23 protein-coding genes are annotated in these 24,562 nt (G+C 64.8%); 17 read left to right on the top strand and 6 right to left on the bottom strand.

Going from position 1 to position 24,562, the window contains the following annotated elements; all coding sequences use genetic code 11:
• The first annotated feature begins 158 nt into the window (after nucleotides 1-158).
• The 7 genes from M2333_RS10035 to M2333_RS10005 all read left to right on the top strand — a co-directional run bounded on the left by M2333_RS10035 (nucleotide 159) and on the right by M2333_RS10005 (nucleotide 6,230).
• Nucleotides 159-1,028 carry a bifunctional 5,10-methylenetetrahydrofolate dehydrogenase/5,10-methenyltetrahydrofolate cyclohydrolase gene (locus M2333_RS10035; protein WP_264611652.1) on the top strand — a complete coding sequence of 290 codons (870 nt, stop codon included), beginning with the start codon at nucleotides 159-161 and terminating at the stop codon, nucleotides 1,026-1,028.
• Nucleotides 1,029-1,132: 104 nt separating this feature from the next.
• Nucleotides 1,133-1,840: a TetR family transcriptional regulator gene (locus tag M2333_RS10030; protein WP_264572161.1), complete on the top strand. Its 708-nt coding sequence runs from the start codon at nucleotides 1,133-1,135 to the stop codon at nucleotides 1,838-1,840.
• Between the two features lie 167 nt (nucleotides 1,841-2,007).
• Nucleotides 2,008-2,589 carry an NAD(P)H-dependent oxidoreductase gene (locus M2333_RS10025; protein ID WP_264611651.1) on the top strand — a complete coding sequence of 194 codons (582 nt, stop codon included), beginning with the start codon at nucleotides 2,008-2,010 and terminating at the stop codon, nucleotides 2,587-2,589.
• A 2-nt stretch (nucleotides 2,590-2,591) separates the two neighbouring features.
• On the top strand, nucleotides 2,592-3,380 hold the full coding sequence (locus M2333_RS10020) for an ABC transporter ATP-binding protein (RefSeq protein WP_264611650.1): 789 nt from the start codon (nucleotides 2,592-2,594) through the stop codon (nucleotides 3,378-3,380).
• Complete coding sequence (locus M2333_RS10015) at nucleotides 3,377-4,219, top strand: ABC transporter permease (RefSeq protein ID WP_181558826.1); 843 nt, start codon at nucleotides 3,377-3,379, stop codon at nucleotides 4,217-4,219. Before M2333_RS10020 ends, M2333_RS10015 begins: the two co-directional genes overlap by 4 nt.
• Complete coding sequence (locus M2333_RS10010; protein WP_264611649.1) at nucleotides 4,216-5,379, top strand: hypothetical protein; 1,164 nt, start codon at nucleotides 4,216-4,218, stop codon at nucleotides 5,377-5,379. Before M2333_RS10015 ends, M2333_RS10010 begins: the two co-directional genes overlap by 4 nt.
• Nucleotides 5,379-6,230 (top strand): bifunctional 5,10-methylenetetrahydrofolate dehydrogenase/5,10-methenyltetrahydrofolate cyclohydrolase, encoded by an 852-nt coding sequence (locus M2333_RS10005; protein WP_264611648.1) that lies wholly within the window; start codon nucleotides 5,379-5,381, stop codon nucleotides 6,228-6,230. Before M2333_RS10010 ends, M2333_RS10005 begins: the two co-directional genes overlap by 1 nt.
• Nucleotides 6,231-6,255: 25 nt before the next feature.
• On the opposite strand, the gene M2333_RS10000 is transcribed toward M2333_RS10005, so the two are convergent.
• Nucleotides 6,256-7,539 carry a Rieske 2Fe-2S domain-containing protein gene (locus tag M2333_RS10000; protein WP_264611647.1) on the bottom strand — a complete coding sequence of 428 codons (1,284 nt, stop codon included), beginning with the start codon at nucleotides 7,537-7,539 and terminating at the stop codon, nucleotides 6,256-6,258.
• Between the two features lie 42 nt (nucleotides 7,540-7,581).
• Nucleotides 7,582-8,937 (bottom strand): FAD-binding oxidoreductase, encoded by a 1,356-nt coding sequence (locus tag M2333_RS09995; RefSeq protein WP_264611646.1) that lies wholly within the window; start codon nucleotides 8,935-8,937, stop codon nucleotides 7,582-7,584.
• Between the two features lie 222 nt (nucleotides 8,938-9,159).
• Here M2333_RS09995 and M2333_RS09990 point away from each other — a divergent pair, with 222 nt between their 5' ends.
• The 4 genes from M2333_RS09990 to hpxZ are packed head-to-tail and all read left to right on the top strand — an operon-like array spanning nucleotide 9,160 to nucleotide 11,556.
• The gene (locus M2333_RS09990) at nucleotides 9,160-9,948 is read left to right on the top strand and encodes a creatininase family protein (RefSeq protein WP_264611645.1); all 789 of its coding nucleotides are present in this window, start codon (nucleotides 9,160-9,162) and stop codon (nucleotides 9,946-9,948) included.
• On the top strand, nucleotides 9,945-10,373 hold the full coding sequence (locus tag M2333_RS09985) for a cupin domain-containing protein (RefSeq protein ID WP_264611644.1): 429 nt from the start codon (nucleotides 9,945-9,947) through the stop codon (nucleotides 10,371-10,373). Before M2333_RS09990 ends, M2333_RS09985 begins: the two co-directional genes overlap by 4 nt.
• Entirely contained in the window at nucleotides 10,373-11,173 is an 801-nt protein-coding gene (locus tag M2333_RS09980) for a cysteine hydrolase family protein (protein WP_264611643.1), read from the top strand. Before M2333_RS09985 ends, M2333_RS09980 begins: the two co-directional genes overlap by 1 nt.
• Nucleotides 11,173-11,556: an oxalurate catabolism protein HpxZ gene (hpxZ, locus tag M2333_RS09975; RefSeq protein WP_264611642.1), complete on the top strand. Its 384-nt coding sequence runs from the start codon at nucleotides 11,173-11,175 to the stop codon at nucleotides 11,554-11,556. Before M2333_RS09980 ends, hpxZ begins: the two co-directional genes overlap by 1 nt.
• Nucleotides 11,557-11,580: 24 nt before the next feature.
• Here hpxZ and M2333_RS09970 read toward each other — a convergent pair whose 3' ends face one another.
• Nucleotides 11,581-13,161, bottom strand: a complete 1,581-nt coding sequence (locus tag M2333_RS09970) for a gamma-glutamyltransferase family protein (RefSeq protein WP_264612606.1) — start codon at nucleotides 13,159-13,161, stop codon at nucleotides 11,581-11,583.
• Between the two features lie 152 nt (nucleotides 13,162-13,313).
• Between M2333_RS09970 and M2333_RS09965 the strand changes: the two genes are divergently transcribed.
• Nucleotides 13,314-14,645 carry an amidohydrolase gene (locus tag M2333_RS09965; protein WP_264611641.1) on the top strand — a complete coding sequence of 444 codons (1,332 nt, stop codon included), beginning with the start codon at nucleotides 13,314-13,316 and terminating at the stop codon, nucleotides 14,643-14,645.
• A gap of 15 nt (nucleotides 14,646-14,660) precedes the next feature.
• Here M2333_RS09965 and dnaN read toward each other — a convergent pair whose 3' ends face one another.
• Nucleotides 14,661-15,773 carry a DNA polymerase III subunit beta gene (dnaN, locus tag M2333_RS09960; RefSeq protein WP_181558834.1) on the bottom strand — a complete coding sequence of 371 codons (1,113 nt, stop codon included), beginning with the start codon at nucleotides 15,771-15,773 and terminating at the stop codon, nucleotides 14,661-14,663.
• A gap of 172 nt (nucleotides 15,774-15,945) precedes the next feature.
• Here dnaN and M2333_RS09955 point away from each other — a divergent pair, with 172 nt between their 5' ends.
• Nucleotides 15,946-16,461, top strand: a complete 516-nt coding sequence (locus M2333_RS09955; RefSeq protein ID WP_264611640.1) for a hypothetical protein — start codon at nucleotides 15,946-15,948, stop codon at nucleotides 16,459-16,461.
• A gap of 86 nt (nucleotides 16,462-16,547) precedes the next feature.
• Nucleotides 16,548-18,143 (top strand): M28 family metallopeptidase, encoded by a 1,596-nt coding sequence (locus tag M2333_RS09950; RefSeq protein ID WP_264611639.1) that lies wholly within the window; start codon nucleotides 16,548-16,550, stop codon nucleotides 18,141-18,143.
• Nucleotides 18,144-18,154: 11 nt separating this feature from the next.
• On the opposite strand, the gene M2333_RS09945 is transcribed toward M2333_RS09950, so the two are convergent.
• On the bottom strand, nucleotides 18,155-18,427 hold the full coding sequence (locus M2333_RS09945; RefSeq protein WP_264611638.1) for a PepSY domain-containing protein: 273 nt from the start codon (nucleotides 18,425-18,427) through the stop codon (nucleotides 18,155-18,157).
• A 259-nt stretch (nucleotides 18,428-18,686) separates the two neighbouring features.
• Between M2333_RS09945 and rlmN the strand changes: the two genes are divergently transcribed.
• Nucleotides 18,687-19,955 (top strand): 23S rRNA (adenine(2503)-C(2))-methyltransferase RlmN, encoded by a 1,269-nt coding sequence (rlmN, locus tag M2333_RS09940; RefSeq protein WP_264611637.1) that lies wholly within the window; start codon nucleotides 18,687-18,689, stop codon nucleotides 19,953-19,955.
• 9 nt (nucleotides 19,956-19,964) lie between these two features.
• On the opposite strand, the gene M2333_RS09935 is transcribed toward rlmN, so the two are convergent.
• Nucleotides 19,965-20,588: a flavin reductase family protein gene (locus M2333_RS09935; RefSeq protein ID WP_264611636.1), complete on the bottom strand. Its 624-nt coding sequence runs from the start codon at nucleotides 20,586-20,588 to the stop codon at nucleotides 19,965-19,967.
• Between the two features lie 118 nt (nucleotides 20,589-20,706).
• Here M2333_RS09935 and M2333_RS09930 point away from each other — a divergent pair, with 118 nt between their 5' ends.
• Both M2333_RS09930 and katG read left to right on the top strand, forming a co-directional pair.
• Complete coding sequence (locus M2333_RS09930; protein ID WP_264572179.1) at nucleotides 20,707-21,942, top strand: SAM-dependent methyltransferase; 1,236 nt, start codon at nucleotides 20,707-20,709, stop codon at nucleotides 21,940-21,942.
• A 107-nt stretch (nucleotides 21,943-22,049) separates the two neighbouring features.
• Nucleotides 22,050-24,281 (top strand): catalase/peroxidase HPI, encoded by a 2,232-nt coding sequence (gene katG / locus M2333_RS09925; RefSeq protein WP_264611635.1) that lies wholly within the window; start codon nucleotides 22,050-22,052, stop codon nucleotides 24,279-24,281.
• Nucleotides 24,282-24,562 lie beyond the last annotated feature (281 nt).

Here is a 24,562-nt window from a genome sequence, read left to right as displayed (position 1 = left end):
CAAAACATGCTTACTTATGTAAGGGTTCTGGCCGTGCAGAGCCCTCTGCGCGTCCGGCGGTCGCATCGATCCAGCCGGAAGAAGCCGATGATGTGCAGGTGGATCGTGAGACGCCGAACCCTTAACCGCTCCGGGCACGCGCCAAGGACCACCGCGCGATGACGCGGATTGTCGATGGCCACGCTGCCGCCCGGCGCCTGCTGGCGCAAACGGCGCAAGATTCGGCTCTTGCCCAAGCAAGCCTGGGTCGAGCCCCGCGTCTGGCGCTGCTCATGATGGGGGAGGCGGCCCCTGCCCGCGCATATGCCGCGCGCATCGAGGAGCTTGCCGGGCTGGCCGAGGTCGAAACCATGATCGTCTCCGGCCCCGCCGATGGCTCATTGGCGCAGATGCAGGCGCTGGTGCGCCAGTTGAATGCCGATCAATCGGTCGATGGCATTCTGCCGCTCACACCCTTTCCGTCCGGCGTCGCCATGGCGGACATCGCTGCAATTCTCTCGAGCCAGAAGGACGTCGATGGCTTGACCCCGCTTAACGCCGGCCAGCTAGCGGCGGGGCTGGACGGCCTGTTGCCCTGCACGCCACAAGCCGCGGTGCTGCTCGCGGAGGAGGTGCTGGGCGATCTGCGCGGGCTCAATGCCACCGTGGTCGGCGCCTCGGCCAGCGTCGGGCGGCCGCTCGCGCAGTTGCTGCTCCAGCGCGGCGTGACCGTGACGATCGCGCATATCGACACGCGCGATCTGGTGGCAGCCTGCCAGACGGCGGATGTGCTGTTCGCCGCGGCCGGCAGGGCGGGGCTGATCGGCGCGCGCCATGTGCGGGCAGGTGCCACGGTCATCGATATCGGCATCAATCTCGTGACGCAGGCAGATGGCAGCCGGCGCATTCGGGGCGATGTCGATCTTGCCGCCGTCGACGGGGTTGCAGCCGTGATCTCGGCCGTTCCCGATGGTGTCGGCCCGCTGACGACGGCATTCCTGCTGGCGAATACCGTGCTGGCAGCGCAAAGGCGGCACGCAGGGGCTTGAGGGCCGGGCCGCGATAGGGTCAACAAGGGGCCGGCGTGGGCCGGGTCATATGAAGAGGATGGGACGTGGCGAGACAACCGAGCGTAAGAGGACCGAAAGCAGCGGTGCGGAAGACTGTCGGCGCGCGTGCCGCCAGGACGCAGGTCGCTGAACCGGCCGACGATGCGAAGGGTCTGCGTCGCACGCGGGATGCGGCTGGCACGCGCAAGAAGATTCTGGAAGCCGCCATCGAGGAGTTCGCCGAGCGCGGGCTAAGCGGCGCGCGCATCGATTCAATCGCGCAGCGCTCCGGCGCCAACATGCGGATGATCTACCATTATTACGGCAACAAGGAGCAGCTTTACGTCTTCGTGCTCGATCATGTGTATGAGGACATCCGCAAGAAGGAAGCGGCGCTGAATCTCGCCAACCTCGAACCGTATGAGGCGATGATGAAGCTGTTCAACTTCACCTATTCGCACTTTGCGGCCAACCCGCATGTCATCTCATTGTGGACCGGGGAAAATCTGCAGCAGGGCGCCTATCTCTCCACCTCGATGCGCGCGCCGACGCTGAGTTCGCCGCTGATGGACGCCATCAAGGAGACGCTCGCGCGGGGCGTGGAGCAGAAGGTGTTCCGCGAGGATATCGATCCGCTGCAACTCTATGTGTCGATGGTTGCGCTGTCTTACTTCCACTTGTCCAATGTCTACACGCTCTCGGCGATCTTCAGCGCCAACCTGCACAGTGAGCGCTGGAAATCGGAGCGCCGGCGCCACGCCCAGGAGATGCTGAGCGCCTACCTCCTGTCCAGCGCCAAGCCGGACGCATGAGGACGACGCGGGAGACTCATCGGCGCTACCGGTGTATTTTCCGTCTTAGCGCTGCCGCACGTCTCGGCGGCCTTAACGGATAAGTTTTTGAAAAACAGTGCTAAAAAATAGAGGGGCGGCCAAGCGGCGGTCTTGTCTTAGTAAGCAGTTTATGTATAACTATCGGCATGAAAGTTCATGTCATATATGCCTATCCGCTGAAGACGGGCCTCGCGGTCGACATTCACAACACGGTCGTCTCCAGCCTCATCGAGGCGGGGCACGAGGTCGATGATCTGGATCTCTATGCGGAGAATTTCGATCCGATCCTCAATGAGGAAGACCGGACGATCTATCATGACGTCACGATCAACCAACGCCGCATCAAGCCCTATGTCGACCGGCTGCAGGCGGCCGATGCCGTGGTGCTCTGCCACCCGGTCTGGAATTTCGGCTGGCCTGCGATGCTCAAGGGCTATTTCGATCGGGTGTTCCTGCCCGATGTCTCGTTCAAGATGGTGGATGGCAAGCTGATGCCCGGGCTCGCCAACATCCGCAAGCTGACCAGCGTGACGACCTATGGCGTCGACCGGCTCCGGGCACTCTACTTGTTCGATCCGCCGCGCTCGAATGCCACGCGCTTCCTGCGGGTTGTGTGCAACAAGAAGGTGAAGGTGGATTACCTCGCCCTCTATGGGATCAATAACATGACGGAAGCGCGCGCGGCCAAGTTCCTGGCGAAGGTCCGCAAAGAAATGCTGGCTTTCTGACCATGGGCGATCGCCGCGTTGACCCGAACCAGGGCGCGGCCGACGCCGCCGCGCCGGTCGTCTCCTTCGAAGATGTCTCTCTCACCTTCGGGACTGGCGTGGAGGCCCTGCGGGGCATCAATCTCGATATTCGCCCCGGCGAATTCATCAGCATTTTGGGCCCCTCGGGCTGCGGGAAGTCCACCTTGCTGCGCATCGCCGCCGGGCTGATCGACTATACCGACGGGGCGCTTCATGCGGATCGCTCTCACATCGCCTTCACCTTTCAGGATGCGACGCTGCTGCCCTGGCGCACGGTGCGCCGTAATGTCGAGCTTCTGCTGGAATTGCGCGGCGTCGGGCGGGAGGAGCGGCGCCGGGTGGCGCAGGAGAAGATCGCGCTGGTCGGCCTGAGCGGCTTCGAGGAGCAATATCCCAAGCACCTTTCGGGGGGCATGAAGATGCGCGTGTCGCTGGCCCGCGCCCTGACCCTCGATCCCACGCTGTTCATGTTCGACGAGCCTTTCGGCGCGCTGGACGAGATCACGCGCGAGCGGCTCAACGATGAAGTGCAGACCCTGCAGTTGCGCCAGCAATTCGCCGCGATGTTCGTGACGCACTCCGTGTCGGAGGCGGTCTTCATGTCGTCCCGCGTCATCGTGATGTCTGCGCGACCGGGCCGCATTGTCGGCGCCTACGACATCCCGTTCCCGTTTCCGCGCGATGACGCGGTGCGCTTCTCGCCGCAATTTGCGGAATTGTGCGGCACGCTCTCGGCGGCGCTGCGGGATGCATCGGGAGGTGTGAAATGACCAAAGCGACCTATTTTCCGCCCCGCGCTGCCCGCACAAAGGCCAGTCCCGCTGCCCGCTGGGTCGCGCGACTGCTGCCCCCGCTGCTGCTCGGCCTCCTGCTCGCGGCCTGCTACGCTTATGCGCGCGCCGGTCTTGAGGAGTATCGCCAGTTCCTGATGCCCGGCCCCAGCGAGATCTGGGAAGGCGCCTTCGCTTCAGCCGCCGTGCGCGCGGAACTGCTGCGTGCCGCCGGCGTGACGGCGCAGATTGCGCTCACGGGTCTGGCCGTGTCGATTCCGGGCGGGATGCTGCTCGGCGTCCTCATGTTCCGCTCCTTCTGGATCGAGCGGGCCGTCGCGCCTTATCTGGTTGTGCTGCAGTCGATCCCGGTGCTGGCGATCATCCCGCTTATCCAGTCGCTGCTCGGCTTCGGCTTCCTGCCCAAGGTGCTGATCGTCGCCCTGTTTACCTTCTTCGCCATTCCCACGACTTTGCTGCTCGGCCTCAAGAGCCTCGACAAGGGCATTGGGGAGCTGTTCCGGCTGGAAGGAGCAGGCTGGGGCACGACGTTGCTCAAGGCGGGCATCCCGTCCGCGCTGCCATCGCTCTTTGCCGGTATTCGCATTGCGGCGAGCCTCGCGGTGATCGGCGCCATCGTCTCCGAGCTGTTCTTCGTCTCGGGCGATGGCGGGCTGGGCCAGATGCTGGTCAACTCGAAGATCGATTTCCTCTACGAGCAGATGTACGCGGCACTCATCGTCTCGGCAGTGATGTCGATCGGCGTCTATCTGTTCTTTGGCTGGCTCGGCGACCGGCTCTTCTCTCACTGGCACGATTCGGCCGGGGCGAAGGGATGATGCAGCGGGCACGTCATGCCGTGTTGGCCGCGCTGGCCTTGCTCGGCGCGGGCGCGCAGGCCGCGCCAGTGGCCCAGGGCACCTTCGCCCGGGAGCATTACCGCACACCGTTGGCCAAGGTCTGCCCCAATCCGGTCGTCGTGCAGCTCGACTGGTTGCCGCAGGCCGAGCATGGCGGGCTGTTCCAGCTGATCGGTGGCGCCGGGAAGATGAGCCAGGGGCGCTATCAAGGCCCGCTCGGCGCGACCGGGACCGACCTGCTGATTCTGGTGGGCGGCAAGGGCATCGGCCTTGGCGATGCCGAGACGCCGTTTTCCGCGCTCTACATGGGCAACAGTCGCGCTGGCCTGCGTCCGCATCTGGCGCTGGTCGATCAGGACAATGCCTTCATCTTCTCGCGCCGCTTCCCGGCTACGGGCGTGGTGGCGATGCTCGACAAATCGCCCATGGGTCTGTTCTGGGATAGAGCGACCTATCCGCGCGGTTTTAAGTCGGTAGCGGACCTGCGGGCGTTCGCACGGTCGGGGAAAGGCAAGATCTACCTCTCTACAACCCGGCGCACATTCGGGCGCTATCTCATCAATAACGGCCTGCCCAAGGATGCGGTGCAGGAAGGCTATAATGGCGATGCCGAAACCTTCGTCCTTAACCGCGGGCGCTGGCTCAATCAGGGCAGCATCACGAGCGAGGGCTATCAGTTCGCCCATGGCAAGCGCTGGAACAAGTCGGTGGATTTCCTGCTGCTCTCGGACATGGGCTATCCGCTTTATCCCGGTATGGTCTCGGTCGCGACAAACCGGCTCAACGAGCTGGCCCCGTGCCTCAAGGGTCTGGTGCCGCTGCTGCAGCGCGCGCAGGTGGATTATATCCGCGCGCCGGGCGAGGTGAACGACGTCATCTACCGGTTCAACGAGGGCGGCTTCGCGGCGCCCTGGTGGAAGACCTCGCGCGAGTTGCTGGCAGCAGCCTCTGCCGTCTCGCTCTCGCGCGGCATCGTCGGCAACGGTCCGAACAAGACTATGGGCGATTTCGACATGGCCCGCAGCGCTGTGCTCCTCTCCCGGCTCAAGCCCTATCTCGACATTCGCGCCAAGCCGAATGTGAAGCCGCAGGATGTGGTGACCAACCGCTTCATCGATCCTTCGGTCGGCCTGCGCTGATGGCTGTGATTCTCGACGGCGATGCCACTGCGGCAGCATGGCGCACACGGATCAAGGCGATGGCGGACGAGAGCGCGTTCGTGCGGGCGGGGCACAGGCCCTGCCTCGTCACGGTTCTCGTGGGCGATGATGAGGCAAGCCGGGCCTATGTCTCGCGCAAGCATCAGGATTGCGAGGCGCTTGGCTTTTCCTCCCGCCAAATCGATCTCCCCGCAAGCATCTCGGAGGCCGATCTGCTGGCGCTGATCGACATCCTCAACCGCGACGCCGCCTGTCATGGGCTGATCGTGCAACTGCCGCTCCCTGCGCACATCGATGCCGGCGCGGTGATCGAGGCGATCAGCCCGGACAAGGATGTGGACGGGCTCCACCCCCTCAATCTGGGGCGGATGCTGGCCGGTCAACCGGCGTTGCGGCCCTGCACGCCAAGCGCGATCCTCGCTCTGCTGCGTGAATATGACGTACCTCTCGCCGGGCGCCGCGTCGCGATCATCGGGCGCGGGCTGCTGGTCGGTCGGCCGCTCGCCATGATGCTGGCCGACAGGGATGTCGATGCGGTGGTCACCGTGCTTCATCGCGGCGTAGTGGATTTGACGCCCGTGCTGCGCGACAGCGACGTTATCATCGCCGCAGCCGGCCAGCCCGATCTTGTGCGTGCCGATATGGTGCGGCCCGGCGCCTGCGTCATGGGCGTCGGGATTACCTATGTCGACGGGCAGATGGTGTCGGACATTGCCGAGGATGTCGCGCAGGTGGCCGGCTGGGTGACGCCGCGCCACGGCTCGGTGGGGCCGATGACCCGCGCCATGCTGATGCGCAATCTGCTGGACGCGGCGCTCAGCTTGAACTGAGCGCCGCCTGTTTTCCGATGTTCGATTATCCCCGCGCCGGGCCGATGGCCGCGGCGAGCTGGGCCTGATATTCTTCCATCCAGTCCGCATCGGCCGGCGCATTATAGGCGCCGCCGCGTGCGCCATTGACGATCTCGGGATCGTCCACGCCGGGGGGCATTGTGCCGGCATCCTGCAGCGCGCGGGCTGCCTTGATGATGCGTTTGCGGGTCTGCATAATCATCAGATCGCTGGTGACGAGATGCTCGTTGGAGCGGTCCACGATGTCGCCCATGCTCTCGGTGATATACTGGTCCTGCAGGGTGATGCCGGTCACACCGGTGAAGCTCACCTCATTCTGCGCGGTGCGATCGACCTCATAGTCATTCTCGGCATTCTGGGCGAGCTTCCAGCGGCCGAACCAGTCGCTGCTGTTGGGCAGGAAGTTGTGGCGGAATTCGAGGCCCGCAATGGTGTTGCCATCCACCGTGGTGCGCAGCGGCTGAGTGCGTTTCACCCAGGCGAAGTTAATCACCATGGTGTGGCTGTCATCCATCGGCACCCAGGCATTGGCGGTCACATTGTCCGAGAAGGTGCCATCCGGGAAGAGTGCCCAGAAGGGGAAGATATACTGGCAGATGCGCCAGTAGAGGCCCTCGCCATCGGCAGAGGGGCGATAGGCGCCAGCCATCGTGCCCCAGTCGGTATCCGTCACCTTGAAGTCCGGCGCGCGCTTGGTCACCGCGACGCTGTGCATATTGGTCGCGTCGACGTCCTCGTCGGCCACGCTGCCGACATGCAGGAAGCCGAAGTGGCTGGTATCGATGTCGCCTTCCAGCGCCTGCAGCCAGTTGCACTCGCGCTGTGTGAGCGTCACGCGCAGTTCGGCATCCGGCAGCATCGTGGCTTCGATGCAGGGGAGGGGCGGCGGCGTTTCGCGCTCGCCCATATACACCCACACCACGCCGGCGCGCTCGGCGGTGCGATACACCTTGGCATGGACGCGCGGCTGGAACTTGGCGGCGTCGGCTTCGGAGACGTTCGGCATGTCCAGGCACTTGCCGTTCACGTCGAACTTCCAGCCATGGTACACGCAGCGAATGCCGCCCTTTTCGTTCCGCCCGAAGAAGAGCGAGGCGCAGCGGTGCGGGCAGCGATGGTCCATCACGCCGACCCGGCCCTCGCTATCGCGGAAGGCCAGCAGCTTCTCTCCGAGCAGCATCAGGCGCAGCGGCGCGCCGTCTGCGGCGATCTCTGACGAGGCGCAGGCCGGAATCCAATATTGGCGCATGACGGTGCCCATCGGCGTACCGGGGCCAACACGCGTCATCAGTTCATTATTCGCAACCGAAACCATGCAACCTTCCTTCTTTCAGATTTCCGCGAGCGCGTCTTGATTGTCCCAGGCCAGCATCTTGCCGGGGTTGAGCAGGCCCTTGGGGTCGACTTCCCGCTTGAAGGCCAACTGGACATGGTTGACCTGCTTCATGCCGCCTTCCTCGATGGTGTAGACATGCGGGTTGAACTGACGGCAGCCGCGCTGCTCATGATAGGCCATGATCTCGTTCAGTCGCTCCTCGGTGGTGAAGCGCACCATCTGGATGGCTGAGCAGCTCACGGTCGGGCCGCTGCGGGTGAACTCGAGGTGGAACATCACCTCGTCGCCGAAATGGCGCTGGAGTTCGTCGGCCAGTTCCACGCAATTTTGGGCCGGCAGCAGCGTTTGCAAATAGGTCAGCGTCGGATCGACCTTGAGCGCCTGCAGCGTCGTATGATTCCAGCACAGCTCGTAGAGCGGCACGCGCTTGCCCGTGGCAGGCGCGGTGCGGCTATCGTGCGCGATGCGTCCGCCATGAGCGGCGACGAGCGTCTCGAACCCCTCCCAGGACTGGCTGGCGACCATCACCAGCGCGCAGGCTTCATCCGCGCGGACATATTGCGCGATCGGGCGCAAATAAGTGTGAGCAATGGGCGGGGCCATCACCCCGCACTGCTTCTTCACCAGACCCGGACTTTCGGCGAACGCCTTGCCGAAGCGGGCGGCGCTCAGCAAATCGTCGAACGTGACGACCGCATCGATCCACAATTGCGCATTGGCGAGCGGCAGTTCCAGCTCGGTGATGATGCCGGTGACGCCGTAGCTGTGGTTGAACTTGGCAATGTCGGCGCCGCGCAGCTCCAGCACGCGCGGCTCGGCTTCGAGCGTCACGAGCCGGGCGCCGAGGATGTTGCCGGTCTCCCGCAACATCCCCCAGTTGATCGAGCCGACGCCGCCCGATCCGCCGGCAATGAACCCGCCCACGGTCGCGACAGTGCGGGTGGAGGGGTGCAGCCGCATTTCATAGCCATGCTCGGCAAGTTCCTGATCGAGCGTGATGAGGCGCTTGCCGGCCTGCACGCGGCACACGCCGTCCTTCACCCAGAGGAGCTGATCCATCGCGCGCATGTCGAGCAGCGCGCCGCCCCGGATCGGCATGGCCTGGCCGTAATTGCCGGTGCCGCCGCCGCGCACCGTCAACGGCACGTCATGAGCATAGCAGGCTGCTGCGATTTCCAGAATGTCGGCTTCGGAATGCGCTTCCAGCAGCACGTCGCCGGTCACGTCGGCGAGCTGGCGCTTGAGGATGGGGCTGTACCAGTAATAGTCCCTGCTCATCCGGCGCACCGCTGCGGCATCGGTGATGACCTTCGGCCCCTTCAGTGCGGCGATCAGACCATTCAAGTTCATAGGCTTCAATTCCGTTTCAATCCTGCGCGGCGCCGGGGCGGATCGCGATCATCCTTGCGCTCGGTCGAGCAGTAGTTATACATAAACTGCTTACTAAGAGAAGAGGGGAATCTCGGATTTGCGCGTGCGGGTCGTAGATTGGGTCGCCGAAATAGGGCAGAAACACAGCGGCGGGCGCGGGTGCGTCCTGCAGCGTTCCTGCGGTTTTGAGGAATAAAGGCAATGCTTGAATATTGGCAGGATATGACGACGCGCGACTTCCAGTCGGTGGATGCCACGCGCGATGTTGCCCTCATGCCGGTCGCCGCCATCGAGCAGCACGGGCCGCATCTGCCGGTCTCTGTCGATGCCGATATCAATGCGGGTGTCGTTGCGGCAGCGGCGCGTCACTTGGCGACCGGCGTGCGCGTCGTCGCGCTGCCGATGCTCGCCATCGGCAAGAGCAATGAGCATATGGCCTTCCCCGGCACGCTGACGGTGGGGACCGAGACGCTGCTGCGCTACTGGATCGATATCGCCGAGTCCGTCCTGCGCGCCGGTTTCCGCAAGATCGTCGTGCTGAACTCGCACGGCGGGCAGCCACAGCTTGTCGAGATTTTGGTCCGCGAACTGCGGGTGCGCCACGGTGCTCTGGCCGTCTCCGCGAGCACCTATGGCTTTGGCGTGCCGGAGGGCCTGTTCAGCGAGGACGAGCTGCATCATGGCATTCATGCCGGCGCGGTAGAAAGCTCGATGATGCTCCACCTGCGTCCCGATCAGGTGAAGCGCGAGCTGATGGCCGATTTCCCCTCTACCGGCCCGGCGATTGCGCGCGATTATGATGAGCTTCGGCTCGAGGGCGCGGTGGGCATTGGCTGGATGACGCAGGACATCAATCCGGACGGGGCGATCGGCAATGCCAGCCTCGCCAATGCCGATCACGGCGCCCAATGCCTCGACCATGCCGGGCGCGGCCTCGCGCGTCTGCTTGCCGATGTTAGCCGCTACCCCTTGCCGGAGTCCCGCGCATGAATCCCGCCGTCTATCTCTCCCGTGCGACCGAACTGCAGGCGTTTCGCATCGCGCCGACCGACACCAACTATTTCGTCATCCTGCATGATAAGGCCGTGCCCGGCTTCGAACATGTGTGCGTCGTCGAGATTTTCGAGCCCGGCGGCAAGACACCGCCGAACAGTCACAAGGCCGCCTTCGAGTTCTTCTATGTGCTGGAAGGGGAAGGGCGGGCGACCTGCGATGGAGCCAGCGTGTCGCTCAGCCGGGGCAGCGCCATGCTGCTGCCGCCCGGCGGCCTGCATGTCATCGAGAATACCGGGCCGGGCAAGCTCTATACGCTGACGGTCATGACGCCGGACGAGGGCTTTTCCGACCTGATTCGCTCTGGCTTTCCGGTCGATCTCGATGCCAGCGATATCGCTCTTCTCTCAGGAAACGCATGATGCCGGACCAGACAGCCCCCTATCATCGCCTCGGCAGCTCGCCGCGCCGCGCGTGGCAGGTGAATGCGCAGGAGGCCATTCTCGCGCAGCCGGAGCAGCCGCGCCGCGTCGTCGCCTGCGCTGCCGCGCCACAGAATCTGCAGATCGATCTGGCGCGCACGGCGATTGTCGTGGTGGATATGCAGAACGACTTCTGCCACCCCGATGGCTGGCTGGCCTCGATCGGCGTGGATATTTCCGCCGCGCGCTCGCCCATCACGCCGTTGCAGGCGCTGCTGCCGCGCCTGCGGGATGAGGGCGTTCCGGTGGTCTGGCTTAACTGGGGCAACCGGCCCGACCAGATGAACCTGAGCCCCTCAATTCTCCATGTCTACAAGCCGGATGGCACCGGCACCGGCCTTGGCGATCCGCTGGCGAACGGGGCGCCGGTTCTGGAGGAAGGGAGCTGGGCGGCCGCCGTGGTCGACGAACTGCCGATCGCGTCCCAGGACATATGCGTCTCCAAATATCGCATGTCCGGCTTCTGGGATACGCCGCTGGACAGCATCCTGCGCAATCTGCGGGTCGATACGGTGCTGTTCGCGGGCGTGAACAGCGACCAGTGCGTGCTGGCGACGCTGATCGACGCGAACTGCCTGGGCTATGACTGCGTGCTGCTCACCGATTGCGCGGCGACCACTTCGCCCGCCTTCTGCGCCGAGGCGACGCTCTACAATGTGAAGCAGTGCTTTGGCTTCGCGACCGATTCGTCGGCCCTGATCGCGGGTCTCGATGCCGTCGCCGGGCAGGAGCGCGCGTGATGGAGATCAACAAGGCCGCCATCCTCGCGGAAGTGACCGCGCTGGTGGATCGCTACGAACGTGCGCTGGGAGACAATGACATCGCCATGCTGGATGGCATGTTCTGGCAGTCGCCGCGCGCGGTGCGCTATGGCGTTGGCGAATGCCTGTACGGGATCGAGGAAATCCTCGCCTTCCGCAAGGCGCGGGCGGGCGGCTCGCCGCCGCGCACGATCCGGCGGATGGAGATCACCACCTTCGGCGATGATTTCGCGACCGCCAATGTCGAGTTCCAGCGGATCGGCGGCGAGGTCATCGGCCGCCAGAGCCAGAGCTGGGCGCGGCTGTCGGAGGGATGGCGCATCGTCTCCGCCCATGTCTCGCTGCAGGGAAGCGGCCACTGACGGACGCTCCCGCGCGGACTGACTTCAGAAGCCCGCCGCCTTGCCGTCGCTGCGCGGATCGCTCGCGCCTTCCAGCTGCCCATCGGCATGGCGGACGATGGCGCCGGCATGGCCCATCATCGCCGTCATCGGTGCGACCAGCTCCACCTCATGCCCCGCCGCGCGAAGCTGCGCATAAAGCGCCGGGTCGAAGCGGTCCTCCAGCTTGAGTGATGTGCTCTCTTCCCCCCATGTCCGGCCGAGCAGCCAGCGCGGTGCGGAGATCGCCTGCTGCAGCGGCACGCCGAAGCGGGCATAGCGGCTGAACAAAGCGGCCTGCGTCTGCGGCTGGCCTTCGCCACCCATGGTGCCATAGGCCATCACCCGGCCGTCATGGAAATGCGCTAGCGCGGGATTCAAGGTGTGGAACGGCTTGCGGCCGGGCTTAAGGGCATTCCAGCCCTCGTCGGCGAGGCGGAAAGAGCAGCCGCGATTCTGCCATGTGATGCCGCTCTGCGGGAGCACCAGGCCCGAGCCGAACTCGAAATAGGTGCTCTGGATGCAGCTCACCACCTGCCCGCGGGCATCGGCGGCGGCGAACCAGCAGGTATCTCCGAGGGCCGAGGGGCGCGGCCACGGCATGGCCTGCGCTGGGTCAATCGCCTGCGCCATCTGGTCCAGACCGGCCGCGTCATTGAGCAGCGCCTGCGGGTCGATCTCCATGAAGGCCGGGTCGCCGACATGCGCATCGCGGACCAGGAAGGCCTGCTTGGTCGCCTCGACCAGCCCGTGCAGATGGGCGAAGCTTTCGCCCTGTTCCGCCGGCAACCGGTCGAACAGCGCGAGGATCAGCAGTGATGCGAGGCCCTGCGTCGGCGGGGCGGTATTGTAGAGCGTGGCGTCGCGCAGTCGCACGGAGAGTGGGGCAGGCGAGGTCGCGCGGTGGGCCGCCAAATCCTGCGCCGTCACCGGACTGCCGAGCCGGGTGAGATCGTCGGCGATTCGCTCGGCCAGCGCGCCGCGATAGAAGCTGTCCAGCCCGTCCTTGGCCAGCATCCTCAGCGTTTCGGCCAGTTGCGGCTGGCGCAGCGTGTCGCCCTCGCGCAGCGGGCGGCCCTCCGGCTCAAAGATCGTGCGATAGGCGCCCGGCACGCCTGTCAGCTCGTCCGATTTGCTCGCGGCCAGTTCGGCGCCGCCAGCGGTCACCGTCACGCCCTGTTCGGCATGGGCAATGGCGTCCGCGAGCAGGCGGTTCAGCGGGAGGGAAGAGGACAGCGAGGACCGCGCCAGATCCCATCCGGAGACCGTGCCCGCCACGGTATTGGCGGCGAGCGGTCCGCGCCAGGGAATGGCCGACAGGCCGGCATAGACATCATCGCCAAGCGCCAGAGGACTGCGCCCGCAGGCATCGATGGCCCAGACCCGGCCGTCTGGCTCGTGGATCAGCCAAAAACCGTCCCCGCCGATACCCGTCATGTGCGGATAGACCGCGGCGAGGCAGGCGGCGGTGGCAATCGCCGCCTCGATGGCCGTGCCGCCATCCCGCAGGATGGACAGGCCGGCTTCGCTGGCCAGATGATGAGGTGCGGTGACCATTCCGTGGCTGCCGTGGGCACTCTCTTGCATGGTCATGGTCCTTTCCGATCAGCGCATCCCGTCCGCTGCGGGTGTACTAGTATGCATCTTCTGCATAACTTTCAACTTCACCTCGCCCAGACCCATGTCTATGCTCCGGCCCGCTTCGTGCCACCCAGCCTCCTGCTTTCCGGAGAGATGCCATGCTCAAATCCCCTCTCGCGCTGCTCCTTGCCCTGTCGGCGCTGGCCAGTCCGGCCATGGCAGCCACCGTGGATGCGCGAGCGACCGGCGCCATCGAGCAATCCATCAAGCAGAGCACGCCGGACCTGATCGCCCTCTATCGCGATCTGCACGCCAATCCCGAGCTGAGCCTGGCGGAAACCCGCACGGCCGCGCGGCTGGCGCAGGAAATGCGCAAACTGGGGCTGGAGGTCACCGAGAAGGTCGGCGGGACCGGCGTCGTCGCCGTGCTGCGCAATGGCGAGGGGCCGGTGGTGCTGATCCGTGCCGACATGGATGCCCTGCCGATGAAGGAGCTGAGCCAGTCGCCCTTCGCGAGCACCCGTGAGGCGCAGTATCAAGGCAAGACCACGTTCGTCGCGCATAGCTGCGGCCATGATCTGCACATGGCCTGGTGGGTCGGCACGGCGAAAGCCATGCTCGCCATGCGGGACCAGTGGCGCGGGACGATGCTGTTTGTCGCGCAGCCGGGCGAGGAAAGCGGGCAGGGCGCGCGCAAGATGGTCGAGGACGGCCTGTTCACGCGCTTCCCCAAGCCCGATTACGGCTTTGCGGCCCATGTCGGCAATGATCCCGTCGGGCGGATCGTGGTCAAGCAGGGTGCCTTTACCAGCAATTCGGACACCATCCGGATCACTTTCAAGGGCAAGGGCGGTCACGGCTCGATGCCGAGCCGCACCATCGATCCCATCGTGTTGGGTGCGCGCTTCGTGATGGATGTGCAAACCGTGGTCAGCCGGCAGAAGGATCCGTTTGAATTCGGGGTCGTGACGGTCGGCTCGTTCCAGGCGGGCACGGCGGCCAATATCATCCCGGACACGGCATCGCTGGCCCTGACGCTGCGCTCTTTCTCGCCGGAGGTGCGCGAGCAGCTGGTCGAGGGCGTGAAGCGCACGGCACTCTCCGTCGCGACCATGTCGCAGGCGCCCGAACCGGTGATCGATCACAGCAGGGGCGCGGCATCAGTCATCAATGACGATGATCTCGCTGCAAAAACCGCAGCTGCCCTGCGCACGGCGGGGTGGGACGACATTGCGCTGATCGCGGCCAGCGCGCCGGGCGGCTCGGCCAGCGAGGATTATTCGGAACTGGTGTCAGCCAGCGGCATGCGCTCGGTCTATCTGGGTGTCGGCGGCTATCTGCCGTCAGTCATCGCGGATTATGCCAAGCGTGGCGAGCCGCTCCCGACAAACCACTCGCCCTACTTCCTGCCGGACGCCGAAAGCGCCATCCCAACGGCCATACGCAGCCTGTCGGTCGCGGCCCTCTCGGTGCTGGGCAATCCCAAATAAGCTTGGTGCGCGGGATCAGACCCGCATCGGCATCAGCACGTAAAGCGCCGGCGCCTTCTCATTCTCGCGGATGAGCGTCGGCGCGGCGGCGTCGGCGAGGTGGACTTCAACCGAGTCGCCTTCGACCTGTCCGAGAATGTCGAGCAGATAGCGGGCGTTGAAGCCGATCTCGATGGGCGCGGCGCTGTAGTCGCCGGGCACTTCCTCGGCGGCAGTGCCGTTTTCCGGGCTGGTGACGGAGAGGGTGATCTTGTCCTTCTCCAGCGCCATCTTCACGGCGCGGGTCTTCTCGGTGGCGATAGTCGCCACGCGGTCCACGCCTTCCTCGAAGCTGCGCGGATCGATCTTGAGCAGCTTGTCGTTGCCGGTCGGGATCACGCGGCTGTAATCCGGGAAGGTGCCGTCGATCAGCTTGCTGGTCAGCACCGCATTGCCAAGGTCGAAGCGGATCTTGGTGGGCGAGAGGTCGATGCGCACGCTGCCATCCACTTCGTCGAGCAGCTTGCGCAGCTCGGCGATGCATTTGCGCGGAATGATGATGTCCGGCATGCCCTCGGCACCATCGGGGCGCACGACCGTCACGCGGGCGAGGCGGTGGCCGTCGGTCGCGGCGGCCTTCAGCACCGGGGCGGGGTCTTCCGCGACGTGCAGGAAGATGCCGTTCAGATAATAGCGCGTCTCCTCGGTGGAGATGGCAAAGCGCGTCTTGTCGATGATCTGGATGAGCGAGGCGGCCGGCAGCTCGAAGCTGGTGGGCAGCGCGCCTTCCGCGATGATCGGGAAGTCGTCGCGCGGCAGGGTCTGCAGGTTGAAGCGGGCACGCCCGGCCTGCACCAGCATCTTGCCCTCGGCAGCTTCCAGGCGGACCTGGCTGCCCTCGGGCAGCTTGCGCGCGATGTCGAACAGCGTGTGGGCGGAGACGGTGGTGGCGCCCGGCGTTTCCACCTGCGCCTGCACATTCTCGACGATTTGCAGATCGAGGTCGGTGGCCATCAGCTTGATGGCGCCGTCGCCGGTCGCGTCGATCAGCACGTTGGAGAGAATCGGGATCGTGTTGCGCCGCTCCACGACCGACTGGACATGGCCGAGGCTCTTCAGGAGCGTCGCACGTTCGATGGTGGCCTTCATCCCTCTGGTGTCCGTTTCTTATCCGGTTGATGGAGTCGGAGCGAAGGAGTCCGCTCTTGGAGCCTCATTCCTTATCGAAATTGCCGCATGGGGCAAGTCGCCCCGAGAAAAAAGCGCGTGTCCACCCGGCGCTGTCTTGTGTTCGCGGGCGCGTTACGCTTTGTCCGGCGGCATGACGCTCACTCGCCCTGTCCGCGCGCTCGCTCTGCTGCTGATCGGCGCCGCGCTTGCCGCGGCCGGGAGCGCGCGGGCGCGGGATGTGCTCGGCGTGTTCGAGGGCTGGGGCGCGTTCCGGGATCCGAACGCTCAGCGCTGCTTTGCCATGGCCCAGCCGATGGCCGGGGGCTGGGAAGCCTCGCCCTGGCGCCCGTTTGCCGCCATTGGCTACTGGCCTCGCGCCGGGCTGCGCGGGCAGGTAAATATTCGCCTCAGCCATCAACTGGCCAAGGATACGCACGCGGTTCTGTCCCTCGGCGGCAGGCAATTCGCGCTGGTTGGGTCCGAGGCGGATGTCTGGGCGGTGGACCCAGCAAGCGATGCGGCGATCATCGCCGCGATGCGCACCAATCGGACGATGAGCATCTCCGGCCGGGCGCGGGCCGGCGGGCGCTTTACCGATCGCTATGCCCTGAGCGGTGCCGCCACCGCCATCGATGCGGCGGCGCTGGGCTGCGCGCGGCGACGTTAAGCGCTGCTTTCCCGGTCCCGCCACGCGTTGACAGCGCTCTTGTTGCATTGCAGCATGCGGCGCATCGTCCGGGGAGACCATGCTTCATGTTCTATCGCCACGCCCTAGGGGCAGTCATTGGCTGCCTGATCGCCACGCCACTGGCTGCGCAATTGCCCGAACCATCGCCTGACCGGATCAATGCCTGGTGGGGCCATGTCGAGGAACTTGCCAGCGACGCCAATGAAGGGCGCGGAGCCGGCACGCCGGGCTATGATCGCGCGGCCGATTACGTCGTCGCGTCCTTTCGCAAGCTTGGGGCGCAGGCGGGGGGAACGGACGGCTATTTTCAGCGTGTCGATCTGGTCGAGCAGCGCTTCGATCAGCCGGCGAGCACGGCGGTACTCAAGCGCGCGTCGGGCGATGTGGTTCTGGCGACCCCGCAGGATCTGTTCTTCCGTGGTAACACGCCCATGCCGGCCAGCATCGACGCGCCACTGGTCTTTGCCGGCTATGGCCTCTCCATAGCCGAGGCCGGTCATGATGATTTCGCGGGGATCGACGTCAAGGGCAAGGTGGTGGTCGTGCTGTCCGGCGGCCCGGCCGACATTTCGGGCGCGCTGAAGTCCGATGCGCGCTCTGCGCGCGCGAAGCTCCTCGCTGAGCGTGGCGCCCTCGGCATGATTGCGCTCACCACCCCCAAACAGGTCGAGATCCGATGGGAGCGGCAGGTCGGCAATGCGAGCCTTTCCTCCATGTATCTGGCCGATCCGGCGCTGCGCGATGTCTCGGTGCCCTTCATGATGGCCACCCTCTCGCCGGAAAAGGCCGGTCTGCTGTTCGAGGGCACGGGGCAGAGCTTCGAGGCGCTGTCCGCCCTGTCGGACGCATCGGCGTCGCTGCCCCTCTTCGATCTGCCGGGCCGCTTTGCCGCGACGATCAAGGCGACCCAAAAGCCGCTCAGCAGCAACAACATCATCGCGGTCCTGCCCGGATCGGACCCGGCACTGGCCTCGGAATATGTCGTCCTTTCGGCGCATCTGGACGGCTATGGCATCGGAACGCCGGTCAATGGCGATGCCATCTATAACGGGGCGTTCGATAATGCCGTCGGCGTCGCCAGCATCATCGAGGCGGCCAGGGCGCTGGCGGCGGCGCCCCAAAAGACCCGCCGCTCAATCCTGTTCGCCATCATCACCGCAGAAGAGAAGGGCCTGCTCGGCTCGCGCTATTTCGCCAATCGTCCGACGGTGCCGGCCGGCTCGATCGTGGCGAACATCAATCTGGATATGCCGCTGCCGATCTTTCCGCTGACCAGCATCACGCCCATCGGCTATGAGGAGAGCACGCTCGGAGCTCATGCGCAGGCGGTGAGCGAGGCGATGGGCCTGCCCATCGTCCCGGACCCCAAGCCGGATCGCAACGTGTTCATCCGGTCGGATCAATATAGCTTCATAAAGCAGGGCATCCCGGCGCTCTTCCCCAAATATGGTTTCAAGCTCGGGACGCCGGAAGAGGCGGTGGAGGCCGCGTGGCGCGCGAATATCTACCATTCTCCCCAGGATGATCTTCTGCAGCCGGTGATGAAGGCCGAGGGCGTGAAGCTGACCGACTATGTCATCGCGCTCACCCAGCGCGTCGCCAATGCGCCGGAGCGTCCGCGCTGGCTGCACAGCAGCTATTTCAAGCGCTTTGCGAACTAGTCAGCCCGCCGTCAGTCTCGTTCGCGGCGGACGATCGCGTAGGTTTTCGGGGCGAGATGGAGATCCCACTGCTGGCCCTGCGCATCGCGCGCGTCATCGACCTCCCAGCGGTTGTCGTCGATGTCGAACTCGATCTCGTCCCAGCTTTTGAAACCCGCGTCGTGCAGTACGGCCGTGATGGCCTTCGCCTCCTCCGGGGTCGGGGCACGGTCCGCGGCGAAAGCGGGCGTCGCGCAGGCGAGCGAGGTCAGGGCGGCGAGGGAGAGCGGGAACGCGAACTTCATGGATCAATCCTCCGATAGGCGCCGAAGGATTCCACGGGAATGGCATATGTGGAATGATGTGCCTCGGGCGCGATGGGGCGTCCGACATCACGCTTGTGAGCAAGCGCCAGAGGGGCCCGGACGACCAAAGCGTAACGGCTCCTCGCTCGCCGGGTTCCCGCAACGACGGGAGATCCGGTTTCGTATGGGGATGCTCTGCCGGGATCGGCGTTGGTCAACGCCACTGGCGCAAGCTCCAACATACGATTATATGCGCCCCATGCCCCACACTGCGACGCCCCTCATGCCGATCCCCGGCCATGTCGATCCTGTGCCGGTCCCCCGCGCCATCACGCCGCGCGAGGACGGGCGGGTCGATCTCATTGGTCTCTCCCGCGCCCAGATCAAGGCTGAGCTGAGTGCGGCCGGTCTCGATGAGAAGCAGGCGAAGCTGCGCGCCAAGCAGCTCTTCCACTGGCTCTATCATCGCGGTGAGACCGACTTCGAGCGGATGACCGATCTGGCCAAGCCGATGCGTAGCTGGATGGCCGAGCGCTTCATTGTCGGGCGGCCCAATGTGGTGGAAGCGCAGATCAGCTCGGATGGCACGCGCAAATGGCTGCTGCGTTCCGACGACGCGCAGGATTATGAAATGGTCTTCATCCCCGATGCGGACCGGGGGACGCTGTGCGTGTCCAGCCAGGTCGGCTGCACGCTCAATTGTCGCTTTTGCCACACCGGCACGATGCGTCTGGTGCGCAATCTGACGCCGGGCGAGATCGTCGGGCAGGTGATGCTCGCGCGCGATGCCCTTGGCGAGTGGCCAAAGGGCAGCATGGCCGGCTTCGGCGAGGTCGAAGAGGAAGAGGACGACGATGCGCCGCAGTACAGCCCGGACGGGCGCCTGCTCACCAACATCGTGATGATGGGCATGGGCGAGCCGCTCTACAATTTCGAGCATGTGCGCGATGCGCTCAAGGTGGTGATGGATGGCGACGGGCTGGCGCTCTCCAAGCGCCGCATCACGCTCTCCACTAGCGGCGTGGTGCCGATGATGGCGCGCGCTGGCGAGGAGATCGGCGTCAATCTGGCCGTCTCGCTCCACGCCGTCACGAAGGAGGTGCGCGACGAGATCGTGCCGCTCAACCGCAAGTTCGGGCTGGAAGAGCTGCTGCAGGCCTGTGCCGACTATCCCGGTGCCAATAATGCCCGTCGCATCACGTTCGAATATGTGATGCTCAAGGACAAGAATGACAGCGATGAGGATGCGCGCGAACTGGTCCGCCTGCTCCGCCACTATCGTCTGCCGGCGAAGGTGAACCTCATTCCCTTCAACCCGTGGCCCGGCGCGCCTTATGAGTGCTCGACGCCCGAGCGCATCCGGCGCTTCTCGGACATCGTGTTCGAGGCGGGCATTTCCGCGCCGGTGCGCACGCCGCGCGGTCGCGACATCATGGCCGCCTGCGGGCAGCTCAAATCCGCCAGCGAAAAGAAGAGCCGCGCCGAGCTGGATCGGCTCGCGGCCGAGAAGCAGGCTGCGCTCGGCTAAGCCGAGGGTTCAGCCGGGGCGCTTCATCAGGAACTGTGTGTCGGGCCGGATTTCGTAATAGTCGGCCGGACCTCCGCCCCGCGCCAACGGCACCGCATCGGTGGTGCGATAGATGCCCTCATGCAGGCAGGCCGGATCGATGTGGATGTGGACCACTTCGCCAAAGACCATGACATTGCCGCTTTGCGCGCCGGAAAGGCCACGCAGCGGCAGTATGTCTGTCACCCGGCATTCGAATTGCACCGGACTGGCCGCCACGCGCGGTGCCGCGATCTCCACCGAGGCGAGCGGTTCGAGCCTCGCGAGCGCGAATTCGTCGACATCCGGCGCGACCTCTGCCGATGTGGCGTTCATCGCCTCGGCCAGGGAGCGGCCCACCAGATTCCAGGTGAAGACGCCGGTCGCGCGGGCGTTGGTCAGGCTGTCCTTCACGCCGCTTGATGAGAAGCCGATGATCGGCGGGCTGTAGGCGAAAAGATTGAAGAAGCTGTAGGGCGCGAGGTTGGGCACACCGGTCGCGCTGACCGTCCCGATCCACCCGATCGGCCTCGGCGCGACGATGGCGTTCAGCGGATTGTGCGCCAGCCCATGACCATCGGCCGGGCGGTAGCTGTGGAAGCTGGGGGTGGTCATGATCGTCTCATCTCCGATGGGCCGAGGCAGCGGAATAGCAGATGGACCGGTCAGGGAAAGCGCCCGCTTTTCGTGAAAGGGGGTGACCGAACGATCCGCCGCGCTATAAACGCGCGCCATGAGAATATTGGGTCGCCTGCTCGGCAAGATCATCAGTCAGGGCACATTGACCATCCGCTATGCGGATGGGTCGCAGGAAGTGTTGGGAACAGCCGTGAGGGGCTGGCCGGACGTCGCCATCCGCTTCACCGATGATGCCGCCGCACGCGCCATCCTGACCAATCCGGCGCTCGGCGCAGCCGAAGGGTTCATGGATGGCAAGCTCATCATCGAGCAGGGCAGCATCTGGAACCTGATCATGCTGGTCGCGGCCAATTCGCCGCTGGAAAGCGGCAAGACCCTTGATGAGCCGAGCCTGCTCGGCTGGTTGGGAGAGCGGATCAAGCACTGGCGCGACAATTACAACAAGCGCAGTCGCTCTAAGGCCAATGTCGCGCATCACTATGACCTGTCGGACAAGCTCTACGCGCTGTTTCTCGACAAGGACCGGCAATATAGCTGCGCCTACTTTACCGACCCCGATGCCGTGAGCCTGGAGCAGGCGCAGATCGACAAGAAGGCGCATATCGCCGCCAAGCTCGATCTGAAGCCCGGTCAGCAGGTGCTGGATATCGGTTGCGGCTGGGGCGGCATGGCCCTTTATCTCAACCGCGTGGCGGATGTGGACGTGCTCGGCGTCACTTTGTCCGAGGAGCAGCTCAAGGTCGCGCGGCGCAGGGCGCAGGAGGCGGGCGTCGCCGATCGCGTCCGGTTCGAGCTGATCGATTATCGCGATGTGAACGGCACGTTCGATCGCATCGTTTCGGTCGGCATGTTCGAACATGTCGGCGTGCGCCATTATCGCGAGTTCTTCCGCACCTGCCATAATCTGCTGAAGCCGGACGGGGTGATGCTGCTGCACACCATCGGCCGCCTCAATGGCCCGTCATCGACGGATGGCTTCATGCGCAAATATATCTTCCCGGGCGGCTATGCGCCGGCGCTGTCGGAGATCATGGAAGGCAGCGAGCCCAACCGCCTGCTGCTGACCGACATCGAAGTGCTGCGCATGCATTATTACTACACGCTGGAGCATTGGTATCAGCGCACGCTCGCGGCGAAGACAGAGATCGTCGCCCTGTACGACGAGCGCTTCTTCCGCATGTGGACCTTCTATCTGGCGGCGGCAGCGTCCGGCTTCCTCTATGGCAGCCAGACGATCTACCAACTCCAGTTCGTCCGCAATCGCCACACCCTGCCGATCACGCGCGACTATATGGCGCAGGCCGAGGCGCGCTATCGCGCCAAGGGCTGATCCTTGATCGAAAATCTAGCTTTCAATAACGAAGTTTAATCGCTGTTTCGGGCGGCCGCTGTTCGATAATCTCCCCTCACTGAATTTTGATCGGGAAGGATATTGAAATGGACGCGAAAACAAGTGGTTCGCCGTCGGGTTGCCCGATGAAGACGTCCGCAGCGATGCGCTCGCTGCTGGGCCGCACCAATCGGGACTGGTGGCCCAACCAGCTCTCGCTCGAAATTCTCCAGCGAAACGGTCTCTCCACTGACCCGATGGGGGACGATTTCGACTATGCCGCAGCATTCAAGACGCTGGATTATGAGGCCGTCAAACGCGACCTCCATGCGTTGATGACGGACAGCCAGCCCTGGTGGCCGGCGGATTACGGCCATTATGGCCCGTTCTTCATTCGCATGGCGTGGCACTCTGCGGGCACCTATCGCACCGGTGACGGTCGCGGTGGCGCCAATAGCGGGCAGCAGCGCTTCGCCCCGCTGAACAGCTGGCCGGACAATGCCAATCTCGACAAGGCCCGCCGGCTGCTCTGGCCGATCAAGCAGAAATATGGCGCGAAGCTGAGCTGGGCGGACCTGATGATCCTCGCCGGCAATGTCGCGATCGAATCGATGGGTGGACCGGTGTTTGGCTTCGGCGGCGGCCGGGCCGACGTGTTCGAGCCGGAGAAGGACATCTACTGGGGCACCGAGGAGCAGTGGGTGGGCCAGGAAGGCAATCTCACCCGCATTGACGAGGCCGAGGGCCGCGCGCTGGAGGATCCGCTCGCCGCGATCCAGATGGGCCTCATCTACGTCAATCCGGAAGGGCCGGGTGGCAATCCCGATCCGCTCCAGTCCGCACGGGACATTCGCGAGACGTTCAAGCGCATGGGCATGGACGATGAGGAGACAGCTGCCCTGACCGCCGGTGGCCACACCTTCGGCAAGGCGCATGGCGCGGGCGATGCCTCCAAGATCGGCGCCGAGCCGGAAGGCGCAGACATCGCGCAGCAGGGCCTAGGCTGGCAGTCGAGCCACGAGAGCGGCATCGGCGATCATACGATCACGAGCGGCATCGAAGGCGCGTGGACGCCGACGCCGATCAGCTGGGACATGAGCTATTTCGACATGTTGCTCGACCATGAGTATGAGCTGGTGCGCAGCCCTGCCGGCGCGAAACAGTGGCAGCCGGTCGGCAATCCGCCCGAGACGCTGGCCCCGGCCGCGCACAATCCTGCCAAGCATGTGCCGACGATGATGACCACGGCGGACATGGCGTTCAAGATGGACCCCGCCTATCGGGTGATCATGGAGAAATTCCGGGCGAATCCAGACTATTTCGCGGATTGCTTCGCACGGGCCTGGTTCAAGCTGTGTCACCGCGACATGGGGCCGAAGGCGCGCTATCTCGGCCCCGAGGTGCCGGCCGAAGACCTGATCTGGCAAGACCCGATCCCCAAGGCCGACCATGCGCCGATCGACGCCGCCGATGTCACCGCGCTCAAGGAGAAGATCGCGGCATCGGGCCTGTCCGTGGCCGAGCTCGTCACCACGGCCTGGGCCTCGGCCTCGACCTATCGCGGCTCGGACCATCGCGGCGGCGCCAATGGCGCGCGCATCCGCCTCGCACCGCAGAAGGACTGGGAAGTCAATCAGCCCGCGCAACTGGCCCGCGTCCTGAATGTCTATGAGGGCATCAAGGCGGACTTCGATGCGGCAGCACCGGGCGGGAAGAAGGTGAGTATTGCCGATCTGATCGTGCTGGGCGGCAGCGTCGGCATCGAGCAGGCCGCCAAGGCAGCCGGGCGCGCAGTGACCGTGCCGTTCATCCCCGGTCGTACCGATGCCGTGCAGGACTGGACCGATGCCGAGAGCTTCGCCGTGCTGGAGCCCAAGGCAGACGGCTTCCGCAATTATCTCCAGGTGCGCTTCAGCGTGCCGACCGAGGAGCTGATGATCGACCGCGCCCAGCTTCTGCGGCTGAGCGCGCCGGAGATGACGGTGCTGGTCGGCGGGTTGCGCGTGCTCGGTGCCAATCACAATGGTCGCAAGGAAGGCGTGCTGACGGATCGTCCCGGCCAGCTGACCAACGACTTCTTCGTCAACCTGCTCGACATGGGCACGGCGTGGAAGGAAGTGGATGATCGCGGTGACGAGGTGTTCGTCGGCACCTGCCGCAAGACGGACATGGAGAAATGGACCGCGACCCGCACCGATCTGGTGTTCGGATCGAACTCCCAGTTGCGGGCGCTGTCGGAGGTCTACGCGTCGTCCGACGCTGCCGACAAGTTCGTCGCCGACTTCATCGCGGCCTGGGTGAAGGTGATGAATGCCGATCGGTTCGATCTCGCGGCATAATCCCCCTTCCATGACGGATGCTTCGCCGCCCGGCTCCAGACATGGGGCCGGGCGGTTTGATTGAGGCTGGTGCGCACGGGGCAACGGTGCCGTGGTCTTGCCGGATGCTGGGGAATGTCGGGAGGCGATAGCTGCCCCGGCAGGAGGGGGGTGCCGGGGCAGCAGGTGCCCGCGCGGCCGTGGGGAACCGGCGAGCAATGGACGCAGGCTGCAGGCTGCGTTCCGATGCTGACAATAATGCCACCCGTTCAAGAACGAAAATCGATTAAAGTCGTCTCAAT

Origin of the sequence: Sphingobium sp. B11D3B (genome assembly GCF_025961735.1) — a bacterium.
Classification (GTDB): domain Bacteria; phylum Pseudomonadota; class Alphaproteobacteria; order Sphingomonadales; family Sphingomonadaceae; genus Sphingobium.
Note: the sequence above shows the minus strand (reverse complement) of the source record. Positions and strands in the feature narration are given on the sequence as shown.

Bases quoted from the DNA above. Each gene is read 5' to 3' on its own strand.
- M2333_RS10035 (WP_264611652.1), top strand. From the start codon at position 159: ATGACGCGGATTGTCGATGGCCACGCTGCCGCCCGGCGCCTGCTGGCG.
- M2333_RS10025 (WP_264611651.1), top strand. From the start codon at position 2,008: ATGAAAGTTCATGTCATATATGCCTATCCGCTGAAGACGGGCCTCGCG.
- M2333_RS10020 (WP_264611650.1), top strand. From the start codon at position 2,592: ATGGGCGATCGCCGCGTTGACCCGAACCAGGGCGCGGCCGACGCCGCC.
- M2333_RS10015 (WP_181558826.1), top strand. From the start codon at position 3,377: ATGACCAAAGCGACCTATTTTCCGCCCCGCGCTGCCCGCACAAAGGCC.
- M2333_RS10010 (WP_264611649.1), top strand. From the start codon at position 4,216: ATGATGCAGCGGGCACGTCATGCCGTGTTGGCCGCGCTGGCCTTGCTC.
- M2333_RS10005 (WP_264611648.1), top strand. From the start codon at position 5,379: ATGGCTGTGATTCTCGACGGCGATGCCACTGCGGCAGCATGGCGCACA.
- M2333_RS10000 (WP_264611647.1), bottom strand. From the start codon at position 7,539: ATGACGCGTGTTGGCCCCGGTACGCCGATGGGCACCGTCATGCGCCAA.
- M2333_RS09995 (WP_264611646.1), bottom strand. From the start codon at position 8,937: ATGAACTTGAATGGTCTGATCGCCGCACTGAAGGGGCCGAAGGTCATC.
- M2333_RS09990 (WP_264611645.1), top strand. From the start codon at position 9,160: ATGCTTGAATATTGGCAGGATATGACGACGCGCGACTTCCAGTCGGTG.
- M2333_RS09985 (WP_264611644.1), top strand. From the start codon at position 9,945: ATGAATCCCGCCGTCTATCTCTCCCGTGCGACCGAACTGCAGGCGTTT.
- M2333_RS09980 (WP_264611643.1), top strand. From the start codon at position 10,373: ATGCCGGACCAGACAGCCCCCTATCATCGCCTCGGCAGCTCGCCGCGC.
- hpxZ (WP_264611642.1), top strand. From the start codon at position 11,173: ATGGAGATCAACAAGGCCGCCATCCTCGCGGAAGTGACCGCGCTGGTG.
- M2333_RS09970 (WP_264612606.1), bottom strand. From the start codon at position 13,161: ATGCAAGAGAGTGCCCACGGCAGCCACGGAATGGTCACCGCACCTCAT.
- M2333_RS09965 (WP_264611641.1), top strand. From the start codon at position 13,314: ATGCTCAAATCCCCTCTCGCGCTGCTCCTTGCCCTGTCGGCGCTGGCC.
- dnaN (WP_181558834.1), bottom strand. From the start codon at position 15,773: ATGAAGGCCACCATCGAACGTGCGACGCTCCTGAAGAGCCTCGGCCAT.
- M2333_RS09955 (WP_264611640.1), top strand. From the start codon at position 15,946: ATGACGCTCACTCGCCCTGTCCGCGCGCTCGCTCTGCTGCTGATCGGC.
- M2333_RS09950 (WP_264611639.1), top strand. From the start codon at position 16,548: ATGTTCTATCGCCACGCCCTAGGGGCAGTCATTGGCTGCCTGATCGCC.
- M2333_RS09945 (WP_264611638.1), bottom strand. From the start codon at position 18,427: ATGAAGTTCGCGTTCCCGCTCTCCCTCGCCGCCCTGACCTCGCTCGCC.
- rlmN (WP_264611637.1), top strand. From the start codon at position 18,687: ATGCCCCACACTGCGACGCCCCTCATGCCGATCCCCGGCCATGTCGAT.
- M2333_RS09935 (WP_264611636.1), bottom strand. From the start codon at position 20,588: ATGACCACCCCCAGCTTCCACAGCTACCGCCCGGCCGATGGTCATGGG.
- M2333_RS09930 (WP_264572179.1), top strand. From the start codon at position 20,707: ATGAGAATATTGGGTCGCCTGCTCGGCAAGATCATCAGTCAGGGCACA.
- katG (WP_264611635.1), top strand. From the start codon at position 22,050: ATGGACGCGAAAACAAGTGGTTCGCCGTCGGGTTGCCCGATGAAGACG.